The sequence below is a fragment of the Sphingomonas sp. PvP018 genome (assembly GCF_017876865.1).
Lineage (GTDB): Bacteria > Pseudomonadota > Alphaproteobacteria > Sphingomonadales > Sphingomonadaceae > Sphingomonas > Sphingomonas aerolata.
In genome coordinates this window covers 2701520-2719481 of record NZ_JAGIOU010000001.1, presented here as the reverse complement: position 1 = coordinate 2719481, position 17962 = coordinate 2701520, and the positions used below count along the sequence as shown (strand labels likewise).

Genomic DNA, 17962 nt, shown 5'->3' with positions numbered 1-17962 from the left:
GCCGAATTTCATCGTCCCGGCCGCGGCACCATTTTCGGGCCCCTGGCACCGCCACCGACCGGAGCAGCCATGATCCTATACGTCATCGACGACGACAGCGGCACGCGGCGGCATCTGCAGGCCTGTCTGAAGCCGTCGGGCATCACGGTCTGGCCCTTTGCCCATGCCGACCTGTTCCTCGAGCAATTGCCCACGCTCAAGCCTGCGCCGATCCTGATCGAGCTGCGGACGCCGCCGGCGCACGGCCTGGGGCTGCTCTCCGCGCTGGCACAACGCGACATCCGCTGGCCGGCGATCGCGATCACGGCGCGGACCGATGCGACGGTCACCGTCGAGGCGATGAAACTGGGCGCGACCGAGGTGCTCGACATGCCGCTCGAGCCCGAAACGCTGGCGGCCGCGCTGGACCGCGCGTTCGAACGGGTCGCGACGCTGGTGAACTGGACGGCGCAGCGCGGCGCGGCGCGCGCGCGTCTCGACCTGCTGACCGAGCGCGAGCGCAATGTCGTGCGCGCGATGATCGTCGGTCAGACGAACAAGGCGATCGCGCAGGCGATGGCGATCAGCCCGCGCACGGTCGAGGGGCACCGCGCGCAGGCGCTGCGCAAGCTGAACGTCAGCAGCGTGGCGGAGATGGTCTATGTCGCGGTCGATGGCGGGCTTGCGCCCCGCGAACGCTGGCTCGACACGCCCGAACTCGCGCGCAGCCTGCGTGAGGGGTCGCCGCTGGCGAACCACGTGCCGCAGCTGCCCGACCCGGGCCGGTCCCGCTTCGACAATTTCGCCGCGACCTCTCCCGATGGCATTCTATGTGCGGATCATGACGGCCGGATCATCGTCTGGAACGCGGCGTGCGAGACGCTGTTCGGTTTCAGCACCGATCAGGCGCTGGGTCAGACGATTGCGATCATCGATCCGCGAGAACGGGGTAACGCCCTGAGCCTGCAGCAGCTCGCGGCCCGCGGCGCGGCACATCTGGTCGGGACGACCGTCACCCTCGAAGCGACGCACCGCGGCGGGTCGAAACTGGCCGTCACCCTGTCGCTGTCGATGTGGCGCGAGGACGGCCAGACGCATTTCGGCGCGATCATCCGCAAGACCGACGCACCACGCCTTGCCAAACCGGACTGACGCACCCGGATCGGACGATCCCTGCGCGTCGGTCCGGCCAGGCGGCGCGTCCTAGACGTCGAGATTGGCGACGTTGAGCGCGTTGTCCTGGATGAACTCGCGCCGCGGTTCGACGACTTCGCCCATCAGCTGCGTGAAGATCTCGTTCGCGCTCTCGGCATTGACCGCGGTCACGCGCAGCATCGAGCGGACCGACGGATCGAGCGTGGTTTCCCACAGCTGTTCCGCGTTCATCTCGCCCAGCCCCTTGTAGCGCTGGATCGCGAGGCCCTTGCGGCCGGCGGCGAGGATCGCGTCGAGCAGATGGCTCGGGCGCGACACCTGGGTCGAGCCGCGCGTCGCAACCGCGGTGGCGGACCCGATCACGCCGGCACCGGTCTCTGCGGCGTCTTCCGCCTCGGGCTCGTCGGCGTGCGCCGCCTTGCTCGCGGGGACGAGGTTCGAGGTGCGCGCATAGCTGTCCGACTGCTCGGCCGACAAAGCGTGCAGCTTGCGCGCCTCGGCCGAGACGAGGAAGCTCGCCTCGATGATGTGGTGATCGGTCACCCCGCGCCACGCGCGCTGGAAATGGATGCCGCCATCCTGCGTCAGCTCGGCGGTCCAGCGCGCATCGCCGTCGTCGAGTTCGAGGCGCCGCGTGACGATCTCGAGCCGCGACGTGCGGTCCGCGACCGACGCCTCGGGATCGAACACGCCGCCCAGCGCCAGCGCCTCGATCATGCCCGCGTCATAGCGCTTGGGGACGTAGCGCATCAGCGTGCGCATCCGGCGCGCATGATCGACCAGATCCTTCAGGTCGCGACCCGAGCGGGCGCCGCCGGGCCCTTCGAGGACCATCGACCCGACGCCCGCATCGACCAGATATTCGTCGAGCGCGGCATCGTCCTTGAGGTACATTTCGGAGCGGCCCTTGGTCGCCTTGTAGAGCGGCGGCTGCGCGATGTAGAGATAGCCGCCCTCGATGATCTTGGGCATGTGACGGTAGAACAGCGTCAGCAGCAGCGTGCGGATGTGCGCGCCGTCGACGTCTGCGTCGGTCATGATGACGATCTTGTGGTAGCGCAGCTTGTCCGCGTTGAAATCGTCGCGGATGCCGGTGCCCATCGCGGTGATGAGCGTGCCGATCTCGCGGCTCGACAACATGCGGTCCTCGCGCGCGCGCTCGGTGTTCAGGATCTTGCCGCGCAGGGGGAGGATCGCCTGGAAATGGCGGTCGCGGCCCTGCTTGGCCGAACCGCCGGCCGAATCACCCTCGACCAGGAACAGCTCGGACTTGGCGGGATCGCGCTCCTGGCAGTCGGCGAGCTTGCCGGGCAGCGAGGCGATGTCCATCACGCCCTTGCGGCGCGTCAGTTCGCGCGCGCGCTTGGCGGCTTCGCGCGCGGCGGCGGCGTCGATGATCTTGGCGACGATCGCCTTGCCGTGCGCGGGGTTCTCTTCGAGCCATTCGGCCATCTTGTCGGCCATCAGGCTTTCCAAGGGCTGGCGGACCTCGGACGAGACGAGCTTGTCCTTGGTCTGGCTGCTGAACTTCGGGTCGGGCAGCTTGACCGAGACGATCGCGGTGAGACCCTCGCGCATGTCCTCGCCGGTGAGCTGGACCTTTTCCTTCTTCAACAGGCCCGACTTCTCGGCATAATTGTTGAGCGTGCGCGTCAGCGCGGCGCGGAACGCGGCCATGTGCGTGCCGCCGTCGCGCTGCGGGATGTTGTTCGTGAAGGCGAGGACGTTCTCGTAATAGGAGTCGTTCCACTGCAGCGCGACGTCCATCGTGACGTCGTCGCGCGTACCCGAAATCGCGACCGGCTCGGGCATCAGCGGCAGCTTGGCGCGATCAAGATACTTCACGAACGCGGCGATCCCGCCTTCGTAATAGAGCTCGACGGTCTTCAGTTCCTCATGCCGTGCGTCGGTCAGGAACAGGCGCACGCCCGAATTGAGGAAGGCGAGCTCGCGGTAGCGATGTTCGAGCTTGTCGAAGTCGAAATCGGTGATCTTGAAGGTCGCGGGCGACGGGAAGAAGGTGACTCGCGTCCCCTTCTGGCCCTCGGCCGCGTCGCCGACGATCTTGAGCGGGAGCACCGCGTCGCCGAACGCGAAGCGCATGTAATGCTCCTTGCCGTCGCGCCAGATCGTCAGGTCGAGCCATTCGCTGAGCGCGTTGACGACCGAGACGCCGACGCCGTGCAGGCCGCCCGAGACCTTGTAGGCGTTCTCGTCGCTCGTGTTCTCGAACTTACCGCCGGCGTGGAGCTGGGTCATGATGACCTCGGCTGCCGATACGCCTTCCTCGGTGTGGATGCCGGTGGGGATGCCGCGGCCATTGTCGGTGACGCTGACCGAACCGTCGGCGTTCAGGACGATGTCGATCCGGTCGCAATGCCCGGCAAGCGCCTCGTCGATCGCGTTGTCGCTGACCTCGAACACCATGTGGTGGAGGCCCGACCCGTCGTCGGTGTCGCCGATATACATGCCGGGGCGCTTGCGGACCGCGTCGAGGCCCTTGAGGACCTTGATCGAGTCTGCGCCATAGTCGCCCTGGTTGGGCAGGTTGGGATTGTTGGATTCAGGGTTGGATGCCATACCCAGCATATAGGCATCGCACGCCCGAAACGGAAGCGAAATGGCCTGTGGCGCCGGGGGCTCGGGGGCGTAGGACAACGGTCGGCTCTGGCCTTGCTCCAAACACGTCGCCTCCCCGGCGGAGGCCGGGGCCCAGTTGGAAAGGTGGTCGTAACGCAGCGACGCCTTCCGTCAGATGACGTCCCCCACCTGGGCCCCGGCCTTCGCCGGGGTGGTGGAGGCAGGCCTGCCCCTCTCCCCTCGGGGGAGAGGGAGGTCGCCCTCAGAAGCGGTCGGCGCGCTGGCCGAGCAGGGTCACTTCGACGCGGCGGTTGAGGCGCATGCCCGCCGCGGTCGCGTTGGTCGCAACCGGCTGGCGCTCGCCATGGCCGACGACGCTGAAGCGGGCGCGGACGACGTCCATGTCGTCGAACGCCTGGCGGACGCTTGCCGCGCGGCGCTCGGACAGATCCTGGTTGTGCGCATTGGTGCCGCGCGAGTCGGTAAAGCCGTCGATCGCCACGCGGACGCCCGGATTGCCGCGCAGATAGCGCGCGAGCGGGCGCAGCTTCTCGATCGCGCTGGGGCGCAGCACCGCGCTGTCGGTGCGGAACAGCACGTCCTCCTGCAGGGTCAGCGTCGCGCCGCGTGGCGTCTGGCGGAAGCCATAGTTGCGCATCGCGCCGCGGTCCCACGTCGTGCTGGTCTCGACCACAGTGGTGCCGCCGCCGCGGTCGCCGCGATAGCCACCCGGGTCGCGGCCATAGGCGTCCCAGTCGAACCGGTCGCGACGCGGCCCGGCGATGCGGGCGAATTCCCGGTTGGCGTCACCGGCTTCCTGCCGGTTGATCCGACCATCGCCGTTTGCATCGAAATTGGGCATCACGAACGCACGGCCCCGCGCGGTATTGCGGAGTTCGGGAAACAGGATCGGCACGCCCGCGCCCGCCAGCCTGTAACCGGGGCGCGACCAGGGCGGGTTGTTCATGTCATAGCGTGCCTGCGCGAATGCCGGTGCGGTGGTTGCCGCGATCATGACCAGTCCGAATGCGGCGCGTGCGATAGTCGTCTTCATCATGTCTCTCCGTCGCCCCCGCTATGGACCGGGGCGCGATGGACCGGGATGTGCCCGCGCCCGCTTGAACCCCTCGTGACGCGCATCGACAGCGCGCGTTCAGCCAGGCCCGACCGCGATCCGCGTCGCCTGCGCGTCGATCGCATCGAACAGCGCATCTTCGGTGCCGGTCATCCACACCTGCCCGCGCCCCGCCAGCCGATCGAACAGTGCCGCGCGCCGCGCCGGATCGAGATGCGCGGCGACCTCGTCGAGCAGCAGGACCGGGGGCTGGCCGGTCCGCTCGGCGACCAGCTCGGCATGCGCGAGGACGATGCCGAGCAGCAGCGCCTTCTGCTCGCCGGTCGAGGCGAGCGACGCGGCGCGCGCCTTGTCGTGGTGCGTGACGATCAGGTCGACACGGTGCGGCCCGACCAGGGTCCGCCCGGCAGCGGCATCGCGCGCGCGACCCTGCGCCAGCGCCACCGCGAGTGGCGCTGCATTGCCGGCCCAGCCGTCGAGCGCGAGGCCTGCACGCGGAAATGCGCCGTCCGTCTCGCCCGCCAGCCGCGCCCCGAGCAGGTCGACCGTCTCGCGGCGCGCGGCATCGAGCGCGTCGCCATGGTCGGCCATCTGCGCCTCGAGCGCGGACAGCCAGTCGCCATCGGGACGGCCGTCGTCGCCGAGCAGCCGGTTGCGCGCGCGCATCGCCGCCTCGTAGCGCGCGGCATGATGCGCATGCCCGGGTGCGAGCGCGAGCGTCAGCCGGTCGAGAAATCCGCGGCGTTCGCCCGCGGGGGCGACGAACAGCCGGTCCATCGCGGGGGTGAGCCACAGCACCGTCAGCCATTCGGCGAGCGTATTGGCGGTGGTGGTCGCACCCTGGACGCGGACGATGCGGCGCTCGGGCGCCGAGGTCAGCGCGCCGGTCGCGATATCGACATCGCCGATGTGGCTACCAGCGTCGGCATGCTGGTCGCGTTCGGCCCCAGCTACGGAAGTCTCACCTCGCGCGGAGGGGCAGAGCGTCGCCGCGACGCCGAAACCGCCCGCACCGCCCTGCCGCGCCATCTCGCCAAGCGCAGCCCGGCGCAGCCCCCGGCCGGGGGCGAGCAGCGAGACCGCCTCGAGGATGTTGGTCTTGCCCGCGCCGTTCGCGCCGGTCAGCACCACGAACCCCGCCCCCGGCTGGAGCGTCAGGTCGGCATGATTGCGGAAATCGGTGAGGACGAGGCGCGACAGCATCGCACCGGCCTTAAAGGAGTTTTGCAGCCGAGTGCATCGCCCTTTTCCGTTCGCCCTGAGCGAAGTCGGCGATCGGTCTGGTCAGGACCGCCCGCGACAGACCCGGTGCGCTGTCAGCCTTCGCGTCAGGCGGCGATCCGCTCGGGCCCGGTGCCCGCTCCCGCCTTCTGCGCGCTCAGATAGGAGGCGAGCACGGGACCGAGTTCGCGCTGCGCGTGCAGATAGGCGACCGGCGTCGCGATCCCGAGCCGCGCGCGTGCCGCATCGAGCGGCTCGTGCAGCAGGGTCAGATAATCCTCGCCCGAAATCCAGTGTGCCTTGCGGCCATTGCGATAGCCTTCCCAGACCGCCTTTGCGAACAAGCCATTGCCGGTGACGCGGAGGCTCTTGAGCGCCGCCGCCGACCCGATCAGCGCCCAGCCGAGCCCGCCGACCTGCGCATAGCTGAACGCGACGAGCGCCGCCTCGCCCAGACTCTCGTCCGCCTTGTAGCCGGTCAGCACGTGCCAGATGTCATGCGTGTCGCGCACCCGCCGGCCGAACCATGCATAGGGATGCGCCAGATCGTCCTCGCTCGGCACCAGCCGCGACACCTCGACGAGCCCGTCCGCCGAATAGCCCGTCGTCTCCAGGAAATGGCGATAGGCCGCGCCGACCGTGCCGGGCGCAAAGCTCGCGACGAACGCCGGATCGGAGAAGCGCCGCGCCAGCTCGACCTGATCATAGGCGATCCGCCCGCCCCGCTCGGTCGCGATCAGCCGCGCATAGTTCATCGGCGCGTTGCCGACGTTCAGCGCGCGCATGATCCGGAACACCTGAGTCGTGTCGTCGCCATTGGCGAGGAGCTTCCGGATCGCATCCATCGCGGTCCGCCAGTCGCGACGACCGGTCGTACCGGGAACGGGAGGAAGCTTCGCCATCGAGTCGACTCCTTACTAACAGCAATGTCAGTATCAGATCCGCTCTAGCCTTCAAACGAAAAAGGCCACCCCGCAGGCTGGCCTTTCACGCGATCGCCGGCGTGCGCCGGTCAGACGCGCATCGGCATCAGCACGTAGAGCGCGGGCGACTTGTCGTTTTCGCGGATCAGCGTCGGGGCGGCGGCGTCGGCGAGGTGGACCTCGACCATGTCGCCATCGATCTGCGCGAGGATGTCCATCAGATAGCGGCTGTTGAAGCCGATCTCGAACGGGAGCGCGACATAATCGCCGGGAACTTCCTCGGCGGCGGTGCCGTTTTCGGGCGAGGTCACCGACAGCGTGATCTTGTCGCGGTCGAGCGCCATCTTGACGGCGCGGGTCTTCTCGGTGGCGATGGTCGACACGCGGTCGACGCCTTCCATGAAGCTCTTGGGGTCGATCTTGAGGATCTTGTCGTTGCCGGTCGGGATCACGCGGCTGTAATCGGGGAAGGTACCGTCGATCAGCTTCGAGGTCAGGATCGCCTGCCCAAGGTCGAAGCGGATCTTGGTCGGCGACAGCGAGACGCCGACCGACCCGTCGACCTCGTCCAGCAGCTTCCGGAGCTCCGCGATGCATTTGCGCGGCACGATCACGTCGGGCATCGATTCGGCGCCCTCGGGCCGCGGCAGCGTGACGCGCGCGAGGCGGTGACCGTCGGTCGCGGCGGCCTTCAGCACCGGGTTCGCGCTGTCGCCGTCTGCGACGTGGAGGAAGATGCCGTTGAGATAATAGCGCGTCTCTTCGGTCGAGATCGCGAAGCGCGTCTTGTCGATGATCTGCTTCAATGTCTCGGCGGGCAGTTCGAACTGGGTCGGCAGTTCGCCTTCCGCGATCACCGGGAAATCGTCGCGCGGCAGCGTGCCGAGCGAGAAGCGCGCGCGGCCCGCGATGATGCTCATCCGGCCTTCGGAGGCGGCGAGCTGGACCTGGCTGCCCTCGGGCAGTTTGCGCGCGATGTCGAACAGTGTGTGCGCGGACACGGTGGTCGCGCCCGGCTGATCGACGGCGGCTGCAATCGATTCGTTGATCTGCAGATCCAGATCGGTCGCCATCAGCTTCAGCGTACCCTCGGCAGTCGCCTCGATCAGCACGTTCGACAGGATGGGGATGGTGTTGCGCCGTTCCACCACGGACTGGACATGGCTCAGCCCCTTGAGGAGCGTTGCGCGTTCGATCGTCGCCTTCATCAAAATTCCCCCGGCCTCCACAGCCGGATTCGGGGCTGGGGGCAATCCGCAGATGGCTTACCCAACAATAAAGGGTCGGAGCAAGCGCCCCGACCCTTCTTTGATCACGGTAAACGTCGCGTTAAACCGCAATCAGAAGCGGAAGCCATAGCTGGCAACGACCTGATGACGATCGGTGTCGACGTCGAATCGGCCGCTGGTGCCGCCGGTCGCATAGTCGATGTTGCTGCGCTCATAGTTCGAATAGCGATATTCGAGCTTGGCATAGCTGTTCGGGCCGACCGCATGCTCGGCACCCGCGCCGATCCGCCAGCCGTCGAGGTTGAAGTCGGTGTCGGTGGTCTGGTTGGTGTCGCCCGCGAGCACGTTCAGCTTGGCGTTGGTGTAGCCGCCCTTCGCGTAGATCATGGTCGTCGGCGCGACGACATAGCCGACGCGGCCACCGACATAGATGTCGCGGCCCTGCTTGACGCGACCGAAGCCGAAGTCGCTGGTATAGTCGTTGCGGTCGCTCTTTGCGGTCGAACCGGTCAGTTCGGCCTCGGCGCCGAGCACGATGTTGCTCGAGGTCGCGATGTCGTAGCCGATGCCGCCGCCGTACAGCAGGCCGTCGATCTTCTGGTCGTCGCGCCCGTTGTTGTTGGACACGCTGCTGCCGGCGCCAGTGTGGTCGTAGCCGAGCGTGGCTTCGACGCGCGGGCCGGTGAAGGTCGGGTTGGTCTGTGCCAGCGCGGGGGCGGCGACGGCGGTGGTCGCGAACAGCGATGCGGCGATAAGCTTACGCATTGGGATACTCCATTGATCTTCGTCACCCCCGAACGCGGGGTGGATGGCTCCAATGGACCAATCCGCCAGGCGTTGCATGAACCCCAGATAAACACGGAAATCCGTTGCTTTTGCGCAACAGGGGGTTGAAATGCGGGCCATGATTCCAAGCCCTCGGCAACGTGCAGCGGACCTCGGTCCAACCGGCAAACCGCCCGTCAGGCTTGGCCGGGATTTCGTCGCGCGGCACGGCGAAACCGTGTTCAACGCCGCGCACCGGTTGCAGGGTAATGCCGCGCACACGCCGCTGACGCGCGCCGGATTCGCGCAGGCCGACGAGCTTGGTGGTGCGCTGCGGGACCTGCTCGGGGCCAGGCCTGCGCTGACGCTGTGGTCGTCGCCGACCGGGCGTGCGCTGCAGACGCTGGCGGTGATCTGCGAGCATCTCGAGCTCGACTGGCACGATGCGCGCACCGACCCACGGCTGGTCGAGATCGACATGGGGTCGTGGGGGGGCCGCTATTATGCCGATGTGGTCGACGAGGTCGGACCGGTGATGATGCCCGGCGGCACGCTGAAGCCCGCGCCCGACGGCGAGACCTATCCGCAGATCGCCGCACGGGTCGGCGGCTGGCTGGCGGACACTGCGCAGGACCCGGGCGACCGGCTGGTGATCATGCACGGGATTTCGAGCCGCGTGATGCTGGGCGCGATGACGGGTGCGCCGGTCGATCCGGTCCTCGGCGCCGCGGTTGCGCCCGGGTTGCCGCAGGGGTCGGTGACGCTGGTCGAGCAGGGCCGCGCGACCGTCCCGCACCGCGGCACCGGCTTCGCCCCCGCGTGAGGCTGGCGGTGCTGCTGGCCTTCGCGGTCGCGACACCGGCGACGGCGCGCGACACGATCGGCATCTACCGGGGGTGGGGCGCATTCCGCGACGCGGCGCCGCCGCGCTGCTACGCGATCGCGCGGCCGGTGATGGCGGGTGGGCGCACGACGGGTTTCGCGACCATCGCGACCTGGCCGAAGCGCGGCCTGCGCGCCTCGCTGTACATCCGCCTCAGCCGCGAGCGCGATCGCTCCGCCGGGGTGACGCTGACGGTCGGCGAACGCCGGTTCGCGCTGGTCGCGAACGGGCTGGACGCATGGGCGAGCGATGCCCCTAGCGACCGCGCGATCGTCGCCGCGCTGCGATCGGGGCGGAGCATGAGCGTCGAGGCGGTCGGCGTCGGTGGTCGGCCGTTCGCGGATGTCTATGCGCTGTCGGGCGCGGCGACCGCGATCGATGCCGCGGTGCTGGCGTGTCGCGGGGGATAAGAGCGCGCCCAACATCTGCGCCTCCCCGGCGGAGGCCGGGGCCCAGGTGGAAAGGTGGTCGTAACGACGGGCTGGCCGTCCTTACCTCCGTCCCCCAACTGGGCCCCGGCCTTCGCCGGGGAGGTGTTATTGTGTGGGGCTATGCGTGGTGATCATGGCGGCAACGCTTCGCTCCACGCAGCCTGTAGAAAAATCGGCAAAATTCCGCTATGCGCCCGGCCATGCAGACCGCCGCGAACCTCATGCCCATCCCCGGGCACATCGATCCCGTGCCCGTTCCCCGCAGCTTCGTGCCGCGCAGCGACGGGCGTATCGACCTGCTCGGGCTGTCGCTCGCCGATCTGCGCATGGCGCTGGAGACGTCGCAGCTCGAGGAAAAACAGGCCAAGCTGCGCGCAAAACAGCTGTGGCACTGGATCTACAATCGCGGCGCGACCGAGTTTTCGGCGATGACCGACATCTCGAAGACGATGCACCCGTGGCTCGAGCAGCGCTTCGTGATCAGCCGGCCCAATGTGGTCGAGGCGCAGGTGTCGACCGACGGCACGCGCAAATGGCTGCTGCGCAGCGACGACGCGCAGGATTACGAGATGGTCTTCATCCCCGACGCGGATCGCGGCACCTTGTGCGTGTCGAGCCAGGTCGGCTGCACGCTCAACTGCACCTTTTGCCACACCGGCACGATGCGGCTGGTGCGCAACCTGACGCCCGCCGAGATCGTCGGCCAGGTGATGCTCGCGCGCGATTCGCTCGGCGAATGGCCGAGCCAGCCCGAGGGGCGGATGCTCACCAACATCGTGATGATGGGGATGGGCGAGCCGCTGTATAATTTCGAGAATGTCCGCGATGCGCTGAAGCTGGTGATGGACGGTGCGGGGCTCGCGCTCAGCCGCCGCCGGATCACGCTGTCGACCAGCGGCGTGGTGCCGATGATGGCGCGCGCGGGTGCTGAGATCGGCGTGAACCTCGCGGTGTCGCTCCACGCGGTGACCAAGGAGGTGCGCGACGAGATCGTGCCGCTCAACCGCAAATACGGCATCGAGGAACTGCTGCAGGCGTGCGCGGACTATCCCGGCACCAACAATGCCCGCCGGATCACGTTCGAATATGTGATGTTGAAGGACAAGAATGATTCGGACGCCGATGCGCACGAACTCGTCCGGCTGCTGCGCAAATATGAATTGCCCGCCAAGGTGAACCTGATCCCGTTCAACCCTTGGCCGGGCGCGACCTATGAATGTTCGACGCCCGAGCGGATCAAGTCGTTCTCCAGCATCGTGTTCGGTGCAGGCATTTCGGCGCCGGTGCGCACCCCGCGCGGTCGCGACATCGATGCGGCGTGCGGGCAGCTGAAGACCGCGTCGGAGAAGAAAAGCCGCGCGCAACTCGATCGCGAAGCCGCGCTTGCCTGATTTGGGTGTGGTGGCACTGGCGGCGGGTGCGGGGTTGCTGGGCGGCGCGATGAACGCGCTGGCGGGTGGCGGCAGTTTCGCGACGATGCCCGCGCTGATCGGGCTGGGCGTGCCGTCGACCTTCGCCAATGCGACGAGCAACGTCTCGCTCCAGCCCGGCGCGATGGCGAGCGCATGGACCTACCGGCACGGGCTGGAGCCGGTGTCGGGCGTCGGCATGCGGACGATGGCGGGAATCACCTTCGTCGGCGGGCTCGTCGGCAGCCTGTTGCTCGTGGCGACCTCGGCGCGCGCGTTCGACCTGATCGTGCCGTGGCTGCTGCTGTTCGCGACGCTGGCGATCGCGTTCGGCACGCAGGCGTCGCTCTGGCTGCGGTCGCGGGTCGAGATCGGACCGAAATCGCTCGTCGCTGTGCAGGCGATGCTGGGCGTCTATGGCGGCTATTTCGGCGGCGGGGTCGGCTTGATGCTGACCGCCGCCTGGGGGCTGTTGTCGGGCGCAACGCCCGCCATGCTTGCGGCACCGCGCACGCTGATGCTCGCGGTCGCCAATCTGGCGGCAACGATCATCTTCATCGCCACCGGCATGGTCTATTGGGCGCTGTGCATACCGATGCTCCTCGGCGGGATCGTCGGCGGGCATTTCGGCGCGAAGCTCGGGCTGGTGCTGCCCGCCAAGGTCATTCGGGTGTGGACGCTGCTGGTGACGATCGCGACGACGATCGTGTTCTTCTGGCGAGCGTATGGCTGAGAATTGTTTCCCCGCGAAAGCGGGGATCCAGTCTGGGCACCCGCCTTCGCGGGTGAACCAACCTCCTCAGGTCAGCCCGGTCGGCGCATCTTGAAGAGCGACTCCTCGGTGATCGCGAAATAATCCGCCGGGCCGCCGCCGCGCAGGATCGGTTCGCCGCGCGCGGTCTGGTACACGCCGTCGTCGAGCATCGCCGGGTCGATATGGATCGCAACCGCCTCGCCGAGCACCAGCCACTGGTCGAGTTCGCGCCCCTCCTTGGTTTCCAGCCGGACGATCTGCGTCACCTTGCATTCGAACTGCGCACGGCTCGCGGCGACGCGCGGCGGCTTCACGTGCAGCGACGCGAGCGTCTCGAGCCCCGCGAGCGCGAATTCGTCGACGTCCGCTGCGACATTGGCCGCGGTCGCGTTCATCGCCTCGCCAAGATCGCGGCTGACGAGGTTCCAGACGAATTCGCCGGTCGCGGCGATGTTGGCGACGCTGTCCTTCCACCCCATCGACGAAAAGCCGATCAGCGGCGGGGTGTAGTTGAACAGGTTGAAGAAGCTGTAGGGCGCGAGATTGGGCACGCCGTCCGCCGACAGCGTGCTCACCCAGCCGATCGGGCGCGGCGCGACGATCGCGTTGAGCGGATCGTGCGGCAGGCGATGGCCGCTCGCCGGTTCGTAAGAATGCCATTCGGTCATACGCGTATCCCTGCTATGGTCGGAGCTTGTCGCCTAAAGCGAAGGCCAAGCATGAACGATCCCGCCCGCCCTATCGCCACTGCCCCTGTCACCGTCATCAAACGCCACCGGATCGCGACGCGGCTGTGGCACTGGATCACCGCGGTGGCGATGTTCATCATGATCGGCAGCGGGATCGGCATCTTGAAGGCGCATCCGCGATTCTACTGGGGCCGTTATGGTGCGAACTTCGATCAGGCGTGGACGACGCTCGACCAATGGCCGGGCTGGGTGGTGACGCTGATCAACCTGCTGACGATTCCGGCGAGCTACAACCTCGCCATTTCGCGCCGCTGGCACCTGTTCTTCGCGCTGGTCCTGTCGTTCGCGCTGCTCGGCTTCATGATCGTCAGCCTGTTCAACCGGCATTTCCAGCGCGACCTTCGCGTCCGGGCGGGCGAGCTTGCGCCGCGCGAGGTGGCGCATGACGTGCGCGAGCATCTGGCGCTGCGCTTTCACGATCCGAAGCGGCCGGCCGCGTACAACATCCTGCAGAAGCTGTCCTATGTCGCGACGATCTTCATCCTGCTGCCGGTGATGATCCTCACCGGGCTGGCGATGTCGCCGGCGATGGATGCCGCGTGGCCGTGGCTGCTCGACATCTTCGGCGGGCGGCAGTCGGCGCGGTCGATCCACTTCATCGCGATGGTCGCGCTCGTGCTGTTCATCATCGCCCACCTCGCGCTCGTGATCCTGGCGGGCGCGTGGAACGAGGTGCGGTCGATGATCACCGGACGCTTTACCGTTCCGGGGCACGTCCCCGCGCATACCGGGGAGGACGCCGCATGAGCACCATCATCACCCGCCGCTCGCTGGTCGCGGGCGCGGCGGTCGGCGCCGGCGCGTTGCTCACCGGGTGCGACAAGATCATCCAGCATCCCGAGGCGCGCAAGATCCTGTTCATGGGCGAAGAGATGAACCGCGGGCTGCAACGTGCGCTGACCGATCGCAACGCGCTCGTCCCCGAGTTCAGCGCGGCGCAGATGTCGCCGATCTTCCGGTCGAACGGCACGCGCAACCCCGGTACCCCGGCCTATACCGAGATGCTGGTGAACAACTTCGCGGACTATCGGTTGCGCGTCGGCGGGCTGGTCGACCGGCCGCTGTCGCTCTCGCTGCCGCAGCTCCGCCAGATGCCCGCGCGCGCGCAGATCACGCGGCACGACTGTGTCGAAGGCTGGTCGGCGATCGCCAAGTGGCAGGGCCCGAAGCTTGCCACGCTGTTGCAGGCCGCGGGGATCCGCGACACCGCGCGCTACATCGTCTTCACCTGCGCCGACCTGTACCGGGGCACGCCCTATTACGAGTCGATCGACCTGATCGACGCATTCCACCCACAGACGATCCTCGCCTGGGCGCTGAATGACCAGGTTCTGGACGTCGCGCACGGCGCGCCCGTCCGGCTGCGCGTCGAACGCCAGCTCGGATACAAACATGCCAAATATATCATGGCGATAGACGCCGTCGCCAGCCTGGCCGGGATCGGCAAGGGCAAGGGCGGCTATTGGGAAGATAATGTGGATTATGATTGGTATGCGGGGATCTGACGCCGCCCGGGGGTGGCGCATTTCCGTACCAGTCATTAGCTAACGCGACATGGCCCTATTCGATCGCTTTCTCGCCCGGCAGGTAAAAACCGGCGAACTCACGCTGATCCACGCGGACGGTACCACCAAGCAGTTCGGCACGCCCGACCCTGCCTACAACCCCGTCACCATCCGTCTCACCGCCCCCGGTGTTGCGGGCGCGATCGTCCGCCACCCGGCGCTGGGCGCGGCGGAAGCGTTCATGGACGGCCGCCTGGTGATCGAGCGTGGCGACATCCGTGACCTCGTCAACCTGCTCAAGGGCAACAGCCCGTGGGAGCGCGGTGGCGGGCTCAACCCCTCGCTGCCGATCAAGCTGCTCGACAAGGTCGTCCACCGCGTCGACCGGGTGAACATGGCACGCCGGTCGAAGAAGAACGTCGCGCATCATTACGACCTGTCGGACCGGCTGTACGACCTGTTCCTCGACGCCGATCGCCAATATTCGTGCGCGTACTTCACCGATGCCGGCAACAGCCTCGAACAGGCGCAGGACGACAAGAAGGCGCATATCGCCGCCAAGCTCGCGATCCAGCCCGGCATGCGCGTGCTAGACATCGGTTGCGGCTGGGGCGGCATGGCGCTGTACCTGCACGCCAAGACCGGGGCCCAGGTCCTGGGCGTCACGCTGAGCGAGGAACAGCTGAAGGTCGCGCGGCGCCGCGCCGAGGAGGCCGGCGTCGCGGACAAGGTGAAGTTCGAGCTGATCGACTATCGCGCGCTGACGGGCACGTTCGACCGGATCGTGTCGGTCGGCATGTTCGAGCATGTCGGCCCGCCGCAGTACAAGACGTTCTTCCGCAAGTGCCGCGACCTGCTGAGCGCAGACGGGGTGATGCTGCTCCACACGATCGGCCGCATGGGCGGGCCCGGCGTGACCGACACCTTCACGACCAAATATATCTTCCCCGGCGGCTACAACCCCGCGCTTTCGGAGATCGTCCGCGGCTATGAGGGGCTGAAGTTCTTCCCGACCGATATCGAGGTGCTGCGCGTCCATTACGCGCTGACGATCGACCATTGGTACGACCGGACGGTGGCGGCGAAGGACGCGATCGTCGCGTTGTATGACGAGCGCTTCTACCGGATGTGGACCTTCTACCTCGCGGGTGCCGCCGCGGCGTTCCGGACCGGGGGGATGGTCAATTACCAGATCCAGCTGTCGAAGAGCCGGATGACGTTGCCGCTGACACGCGACTATATGATCGAGGGTGAACGGGCGTTGCGCTCGGGCTGATTTCCCGCCGCTTGGCGCAGGGTAAGATCCGTACGTTCGTCATTCCCGCGAAGGCGGGAATCCAGACTGGCAGGCTCCGGTGATGGAACCGAAAGGCCAGCCTGTCTGGATCCCCGCCTCCGCGGGGATGACGATACTATAAAGGTGGCCTCAGCGGCTGCCCTGCATCTGCGATTTCGCGGCCGACCGCTCGTCGCCGCCGATCTTGCCGTCCTTGTTCGCGTCATATTTCGCAAAGGTCGCGGCGAGCAGTGCCTGGGCCTCGGGCTGCGTGACCTTCCCGTCCTTGTTGGTGTCGGCGCTGCTGAACCACAGTTCGGCGAGCCGCTTGGCGTGGACCGGATCCGGGCGCCCCGGCCCGACCTTCATCTGGCTGATCCCCGCCTGGACCTCGGCGCGCGTCAGGACGCCGTCCTTGTTGGTATCGCGCGCGGCGAACTCGGCCTTGAACTTGGCGGAAACGGAGGCGCGGGTCTCCTGCGCCAGCGCGGGCGTCGCGAGGCCGGCGAGGACGAACAGGGTAAGCGTTTGACGTAGCACGGTCGGTACACTCCAAATGATCTGGGGGCGCACGTAGCGCGGGTTGGTTGTACGCGCCATGAATGCGGCGGGTTGCATGCTCCGGTTGCATGCAGGGCGTCCAGCGCATAGGGGCGCGGGCATTGGATATTGCCCAAAGGATCTTGCCCGTGACCGATCAGATCAACCGCGCCGCCGGCGACGCCGGCATCAATCGGGTCGTCCTCGCCTATTCGGGCGGCCTCGACACCAGCGTGATCCTGAAATGGCTCCAGCAGACCTACAACTGCGAAGTCGTCACCTTCACCGCCGATCTGGGCCAGGGCGAGGAACTCGAGCCCGCACGCGCCAAGGCCGAGATGATGGGCGTCAAGCCCGAGCACATCTTCGTCGACGATCTGCGCGAGGAATTCGTGCGCGATTACGTGTTCCCGATGATGCGGTCGAACGCGCTGTACGAGGGGCTGTACCTGCTCGGCACGTCGATCGCGCGCCCGCTGATCGCCAAGCGCCAGATCGAGATCGCCCGGATGGTTGGCGCCGACGCGGTCAGCCACGGCGCGACCGGCAAGGGCAACGACCAGGTCCGCTTCGAGCTCGGCTATTATGCGCTGTCGCCCGACATCAAGGTGATCGCGCCGTGGCGCGAATGGGACCTGACCAGCCGCACCAAGCTGATCGAGTTCGCCGAACAGCACCAGATCCCGGTCAGCAAGGACAAGCGCGGCGAGGCACCCTTCTCGACCGATGCGAACATGCTCCACACCTCGTCCGAGGGGCTGGTGCTCGAGAATCCGTGGGACGAGGTGCCGGACTATGTCTATTCGCGCACGGTGAACCCCGAGGACGCGCCCGACGTCCCCGAGTACATCACGATCGATTTCGAGCGTGGCGACGGCGTCGCGATCAACGGCGAGGGGATGAGCCCGGCGACCCTGCTGTCGACTCTCAACGACTATGGCCGCCGTCACGGCATCGGCCGCCTCGACCTGGTCGAGAACCGCTTCGTCGGGATGAAGAGCCGCGGCATGTACGAGACACCGGGCGGTACCATCTATCACCTCGCGCACCGCGGTATCGAGCAGCTGACGCTCGACCGCGGCGCGGCGCATCTGAAGGACGAGCTCGCGCCGCGCTATGCCGAGCTGCTGTACAACGGCTTCTGGTTCTCGCCCGAGCGCGAGATGCTGCAGGCGGCGATCGATCACAGCCAGGAGAAGGTGTCGGGTACCGTCCGGCTGAAGCTCTACAAGGGCGGCGTGTATGTGGTCGGCCGCAAGTCGCCCAACTCGCTCTATTCGGAAAAGGTCGTGACGTTCGAGGACGATCAGGGCGCCTATGACCAGCGCGACGCGGCCGGCTTCATCAAGCTGAACGCACTGCGCCTGCGCCTGTTGGGCCGTCGCGACCAGGTGTGAGCGATACCGGCTCCCGTCCCCCGACGCTCGGGGGCCGGAAGCCCTGGCGGTGTATTCCGTCGCAATGCGGCGCGGTCGGCGCTTGTCGAAT

17 protein-coding genes are annotated in these 17962 nt (G+C 67.3%); 9 read left to right on the top strand and 8 right to left on the bottom strand.

Features of this window, described 5'->3' with window-relative positions; genetic code table 11:
* The first annotated feature begins 69 nt into the window (after nucleotides 1-69).
* Entirely contained in the window at nucleotides 70-1131 is a 1062-nt protein-coding gene (locus tag J3A66_RS12015) for a LuxR C-terminal-related transcriptional regulator (RefSeq protein WP_209569065.1), read from the top strand.
* Between the two features lie 51 nt (nucleotides 1132-1182).
* Here J3A66_RS12015 and gyrB read toward each other — a convergent pair whose 3' ends face one another.
* The 6 genes from gyrB to J3A66_RS11985 form a co-directional block, all read right to left on the bottom strand.
* Nucleotides 1183-3723, bottom strand: a complete 2541-nt coding sequence (gene gyrB, locus J3A66_RS12010; protein WP_192003273.1) for a DNA topoisomerase (ATP-hydrolyzing) subunit B — start codon at nucleotides 3721-3723, stop codon at nucleotides 1183-1185.
* Between the two features lie 253 nt (nucleotides 3724-3976).
* A complete protein-coding gene (locus tag J3A66_RS12005; RefSeq protein WP_245336811.1) occupies nucleotides 3977-4768 on the bottom strand; it encodes an OmpA family protein in 792 nt (263 codons plus the stop codon).
* 99 nt (nucleotides 4769-4867) lie between these two features.
* Nucleotides 4868-5992 (bottom strand): DNA replication/repair protein RecF, encoded by a 1125-nt coding sequence (gene recF, locus J3A66_RS12000; RefSeq protein ID WP_209569063.1) that lies wholly within the window; start codon nucleotides 5990-5992, stop codon nucleotides 4868-4870.
* A gap of 125 nt (nucleotides 5993-6117) precedes the next feature.
* Entirely contained in the window at nucleotides 6118-6912 is a 795-nt protein-coding gene (locus J3A66_RS11995) for a Coq4 family protein (protein WP_209569062.1), read from the bottom strand.
* A 110-nt stretch (nucleotides 6913-7022) separates the two neighbouring features.
* Nucleotides 7023-8141, bottom strand: coding sequence for a DNA polymerase III subunit beta (gene dnaN / locus J3A66_RS11990; protein WP_031395114.1), 1119 nt, complete (start codon nucleotides 8139-8141; stop codon nucleotides 7023-7025).
* 132 nt (nucleotides 8142-8273) lie between these two features.
* Complete coding sequence (locus tag J3A66_RS11985; RefSeq protein ID WP_031439125.1) at nucleotides 8274-8927, bottom strand: outer membrane beta-barrel protein; 654 nt, start codon at nucleotides 8925-8927, stop codon at nucleotides 8274-8276.
* Between the two features lie 139 nt (nucleotides 8928-9066).
* On the opposite strand from J3A66_RS11985, the gene J3A66_RS11980 reads away from it, so the two are divergent.
* The 4 genes from J3A66_RS11980 to J3A66_RS11965 all read left to right on the top strand — a co-directional run bounded on the left by J3A66_RS11980 (nucleotide 9067) and on the right by J3A66_RS11965 (nucleotide 12383).
* Nucleotides 9067-9750, top strand: coding sequence for a histidine phosphatase family protein (locus J3A66_RS11980; RefSeq protein ID WP_209569061.1), 684 nt, complete (start codon nucleotides 9067-9069; stop codon nucleotides 9748-9750).
* 8 nt (nucleotides 9751-9758) lie between these two features.
* On the top strand, nucleotides 9759-10220 hold the full coding sequence (locus J3A66_RS11975; RefSeq protein ID WP_234387455.1) for an invasion associated locus B family protein: 462 nt from the start codon (nucleotides 9759-9761) through the stop codon (nucleotides 10218-10220).
* A gap of 221 nt (nucleotides 10221-10441) precedes the next feature.
* Nucleotides 10442-11632, top strand: a complete 1191-nt coding sequence (gene rlmN / locus J3A66_RS11970) for a 23S rRNA (adenine(2503)-C(2))-methyltransferase RlmN (protein ID WP_201302611.1) — start codon at nucleotides 10442-10444, stop codon at nucleotides 11630-11632.
* Nucleotides 11625-12383, top strand: a complete 759-nt coding sequence (locus J3A66_RS11965) for a sulfite exporter TauE/SafE family protein (protein WP_037530331.1) — start codon at nucleotides 11625-11627, stop codon at nucleotides 12381-12383. The genes rlmN and J3A66_RS11965 overlap by 8 nt, the downstream gene beginning before the upstream one ends.
* 71 nt (nucleotides 12384-12454) lie before the next feature.
* Here J3A66_RS11965 and J3A66_RS11960 read toward each other — a convergent pair whose 3' ends face one another.
* Nucleotides 12455-13072, bottom strand: coding sequence for a flavin reductase family protein (locus J3A66_RS11960; protein ID WP_031439120.1), 618 nt, complete (start codon nucleotides 13070-13072; stop codon nucleotides 12455-12457).
* 51 nt (nucleotides 13073-13123) lie between these two features.
* Here J3A66_RS11960 and J3A66_RS11955 point away from each other — a divergent pair, with 51 nt between their 5' ends.
* The 3 genes from J3A66_RS11955 to J3A66_RS11945 are packed head-to-tail and all read left to right on the top strand — an operon-like array spanning nucleotide 13124 to nucleotide 15934.
* Nucleotides 13124-13900 (top strand): cytochrome b/b6 domain-containing protein, encoded by a 777-nt coding sequence (locus J3A66_RS11955; RefSeq protein WP_031396583.1) that lies wholly within the window; start codon nucleotides 13124-13126, stop codon nucleotides 13898-13900.
* Nucleotides 13897-14658, top strand: a complete 762-nt coding sequence (locus J3A66_RS11950; protein ID WP_209569060.1) for a molybdopterin-dependent oxidoreductase — start codon at nucleotides 13897-13899, stop codon at nucleotides 14656-14658. The genes J3A66_RS11955 and J3A66_RS11950 overlap by 4 nt, the downstream gene beginning before the upstream one ends.
* Before the next feature lie 49 nt (nucleotides 14659-14707).
* Nucleotides 14708-15934 (top strand): cyclopropane-fatty-acyl-phospholipid synthase family protein, encoded by a 1227-nt coding sequence (locus tag J3A66_RS11945; RefSeq protein WP_192098021.1) that lies wholly within the window; start codon nucleotides 14708-14710, stop codon nucleotides 15932-15934.
* Nucleotides 15935-16084: 150 nt separating this feature from the next.
* Here J3A66_RS11945 and J3A66_RS19540 read toward each other — a convergent pair whose 3' ends face one another.
* Nucleotides 16085-16474 carry an EF-hand domain-containing protein gene (locus J3A66_RS19540; protein ID WP_031396586.1) on the bottom strand — a complete coding sequence of 130 codons (390 nt, stop codon included), beginning with the start codon at nucleotides 16472-16474 and terminating at the stop codon, nucleotides 16085-16087.
* Between the two features lie 149 nt (nucleotides 16475-16623).
* Between J3A66_RS19540 and J3A66_RS11935 the strand changes: the two genes are divergently transcribed.
* Entirely contained in the window at nucleotides 16624-17871 is a 1248-nt protein-coding gene (locus tag J3A66_RS11935) for an argininosuccinate synthase (protein WP_236559181.1), read from the top strand.
* The last annotated feature ends 91 nt before the right edge of the window (nucleotides 17872-17962 follow it).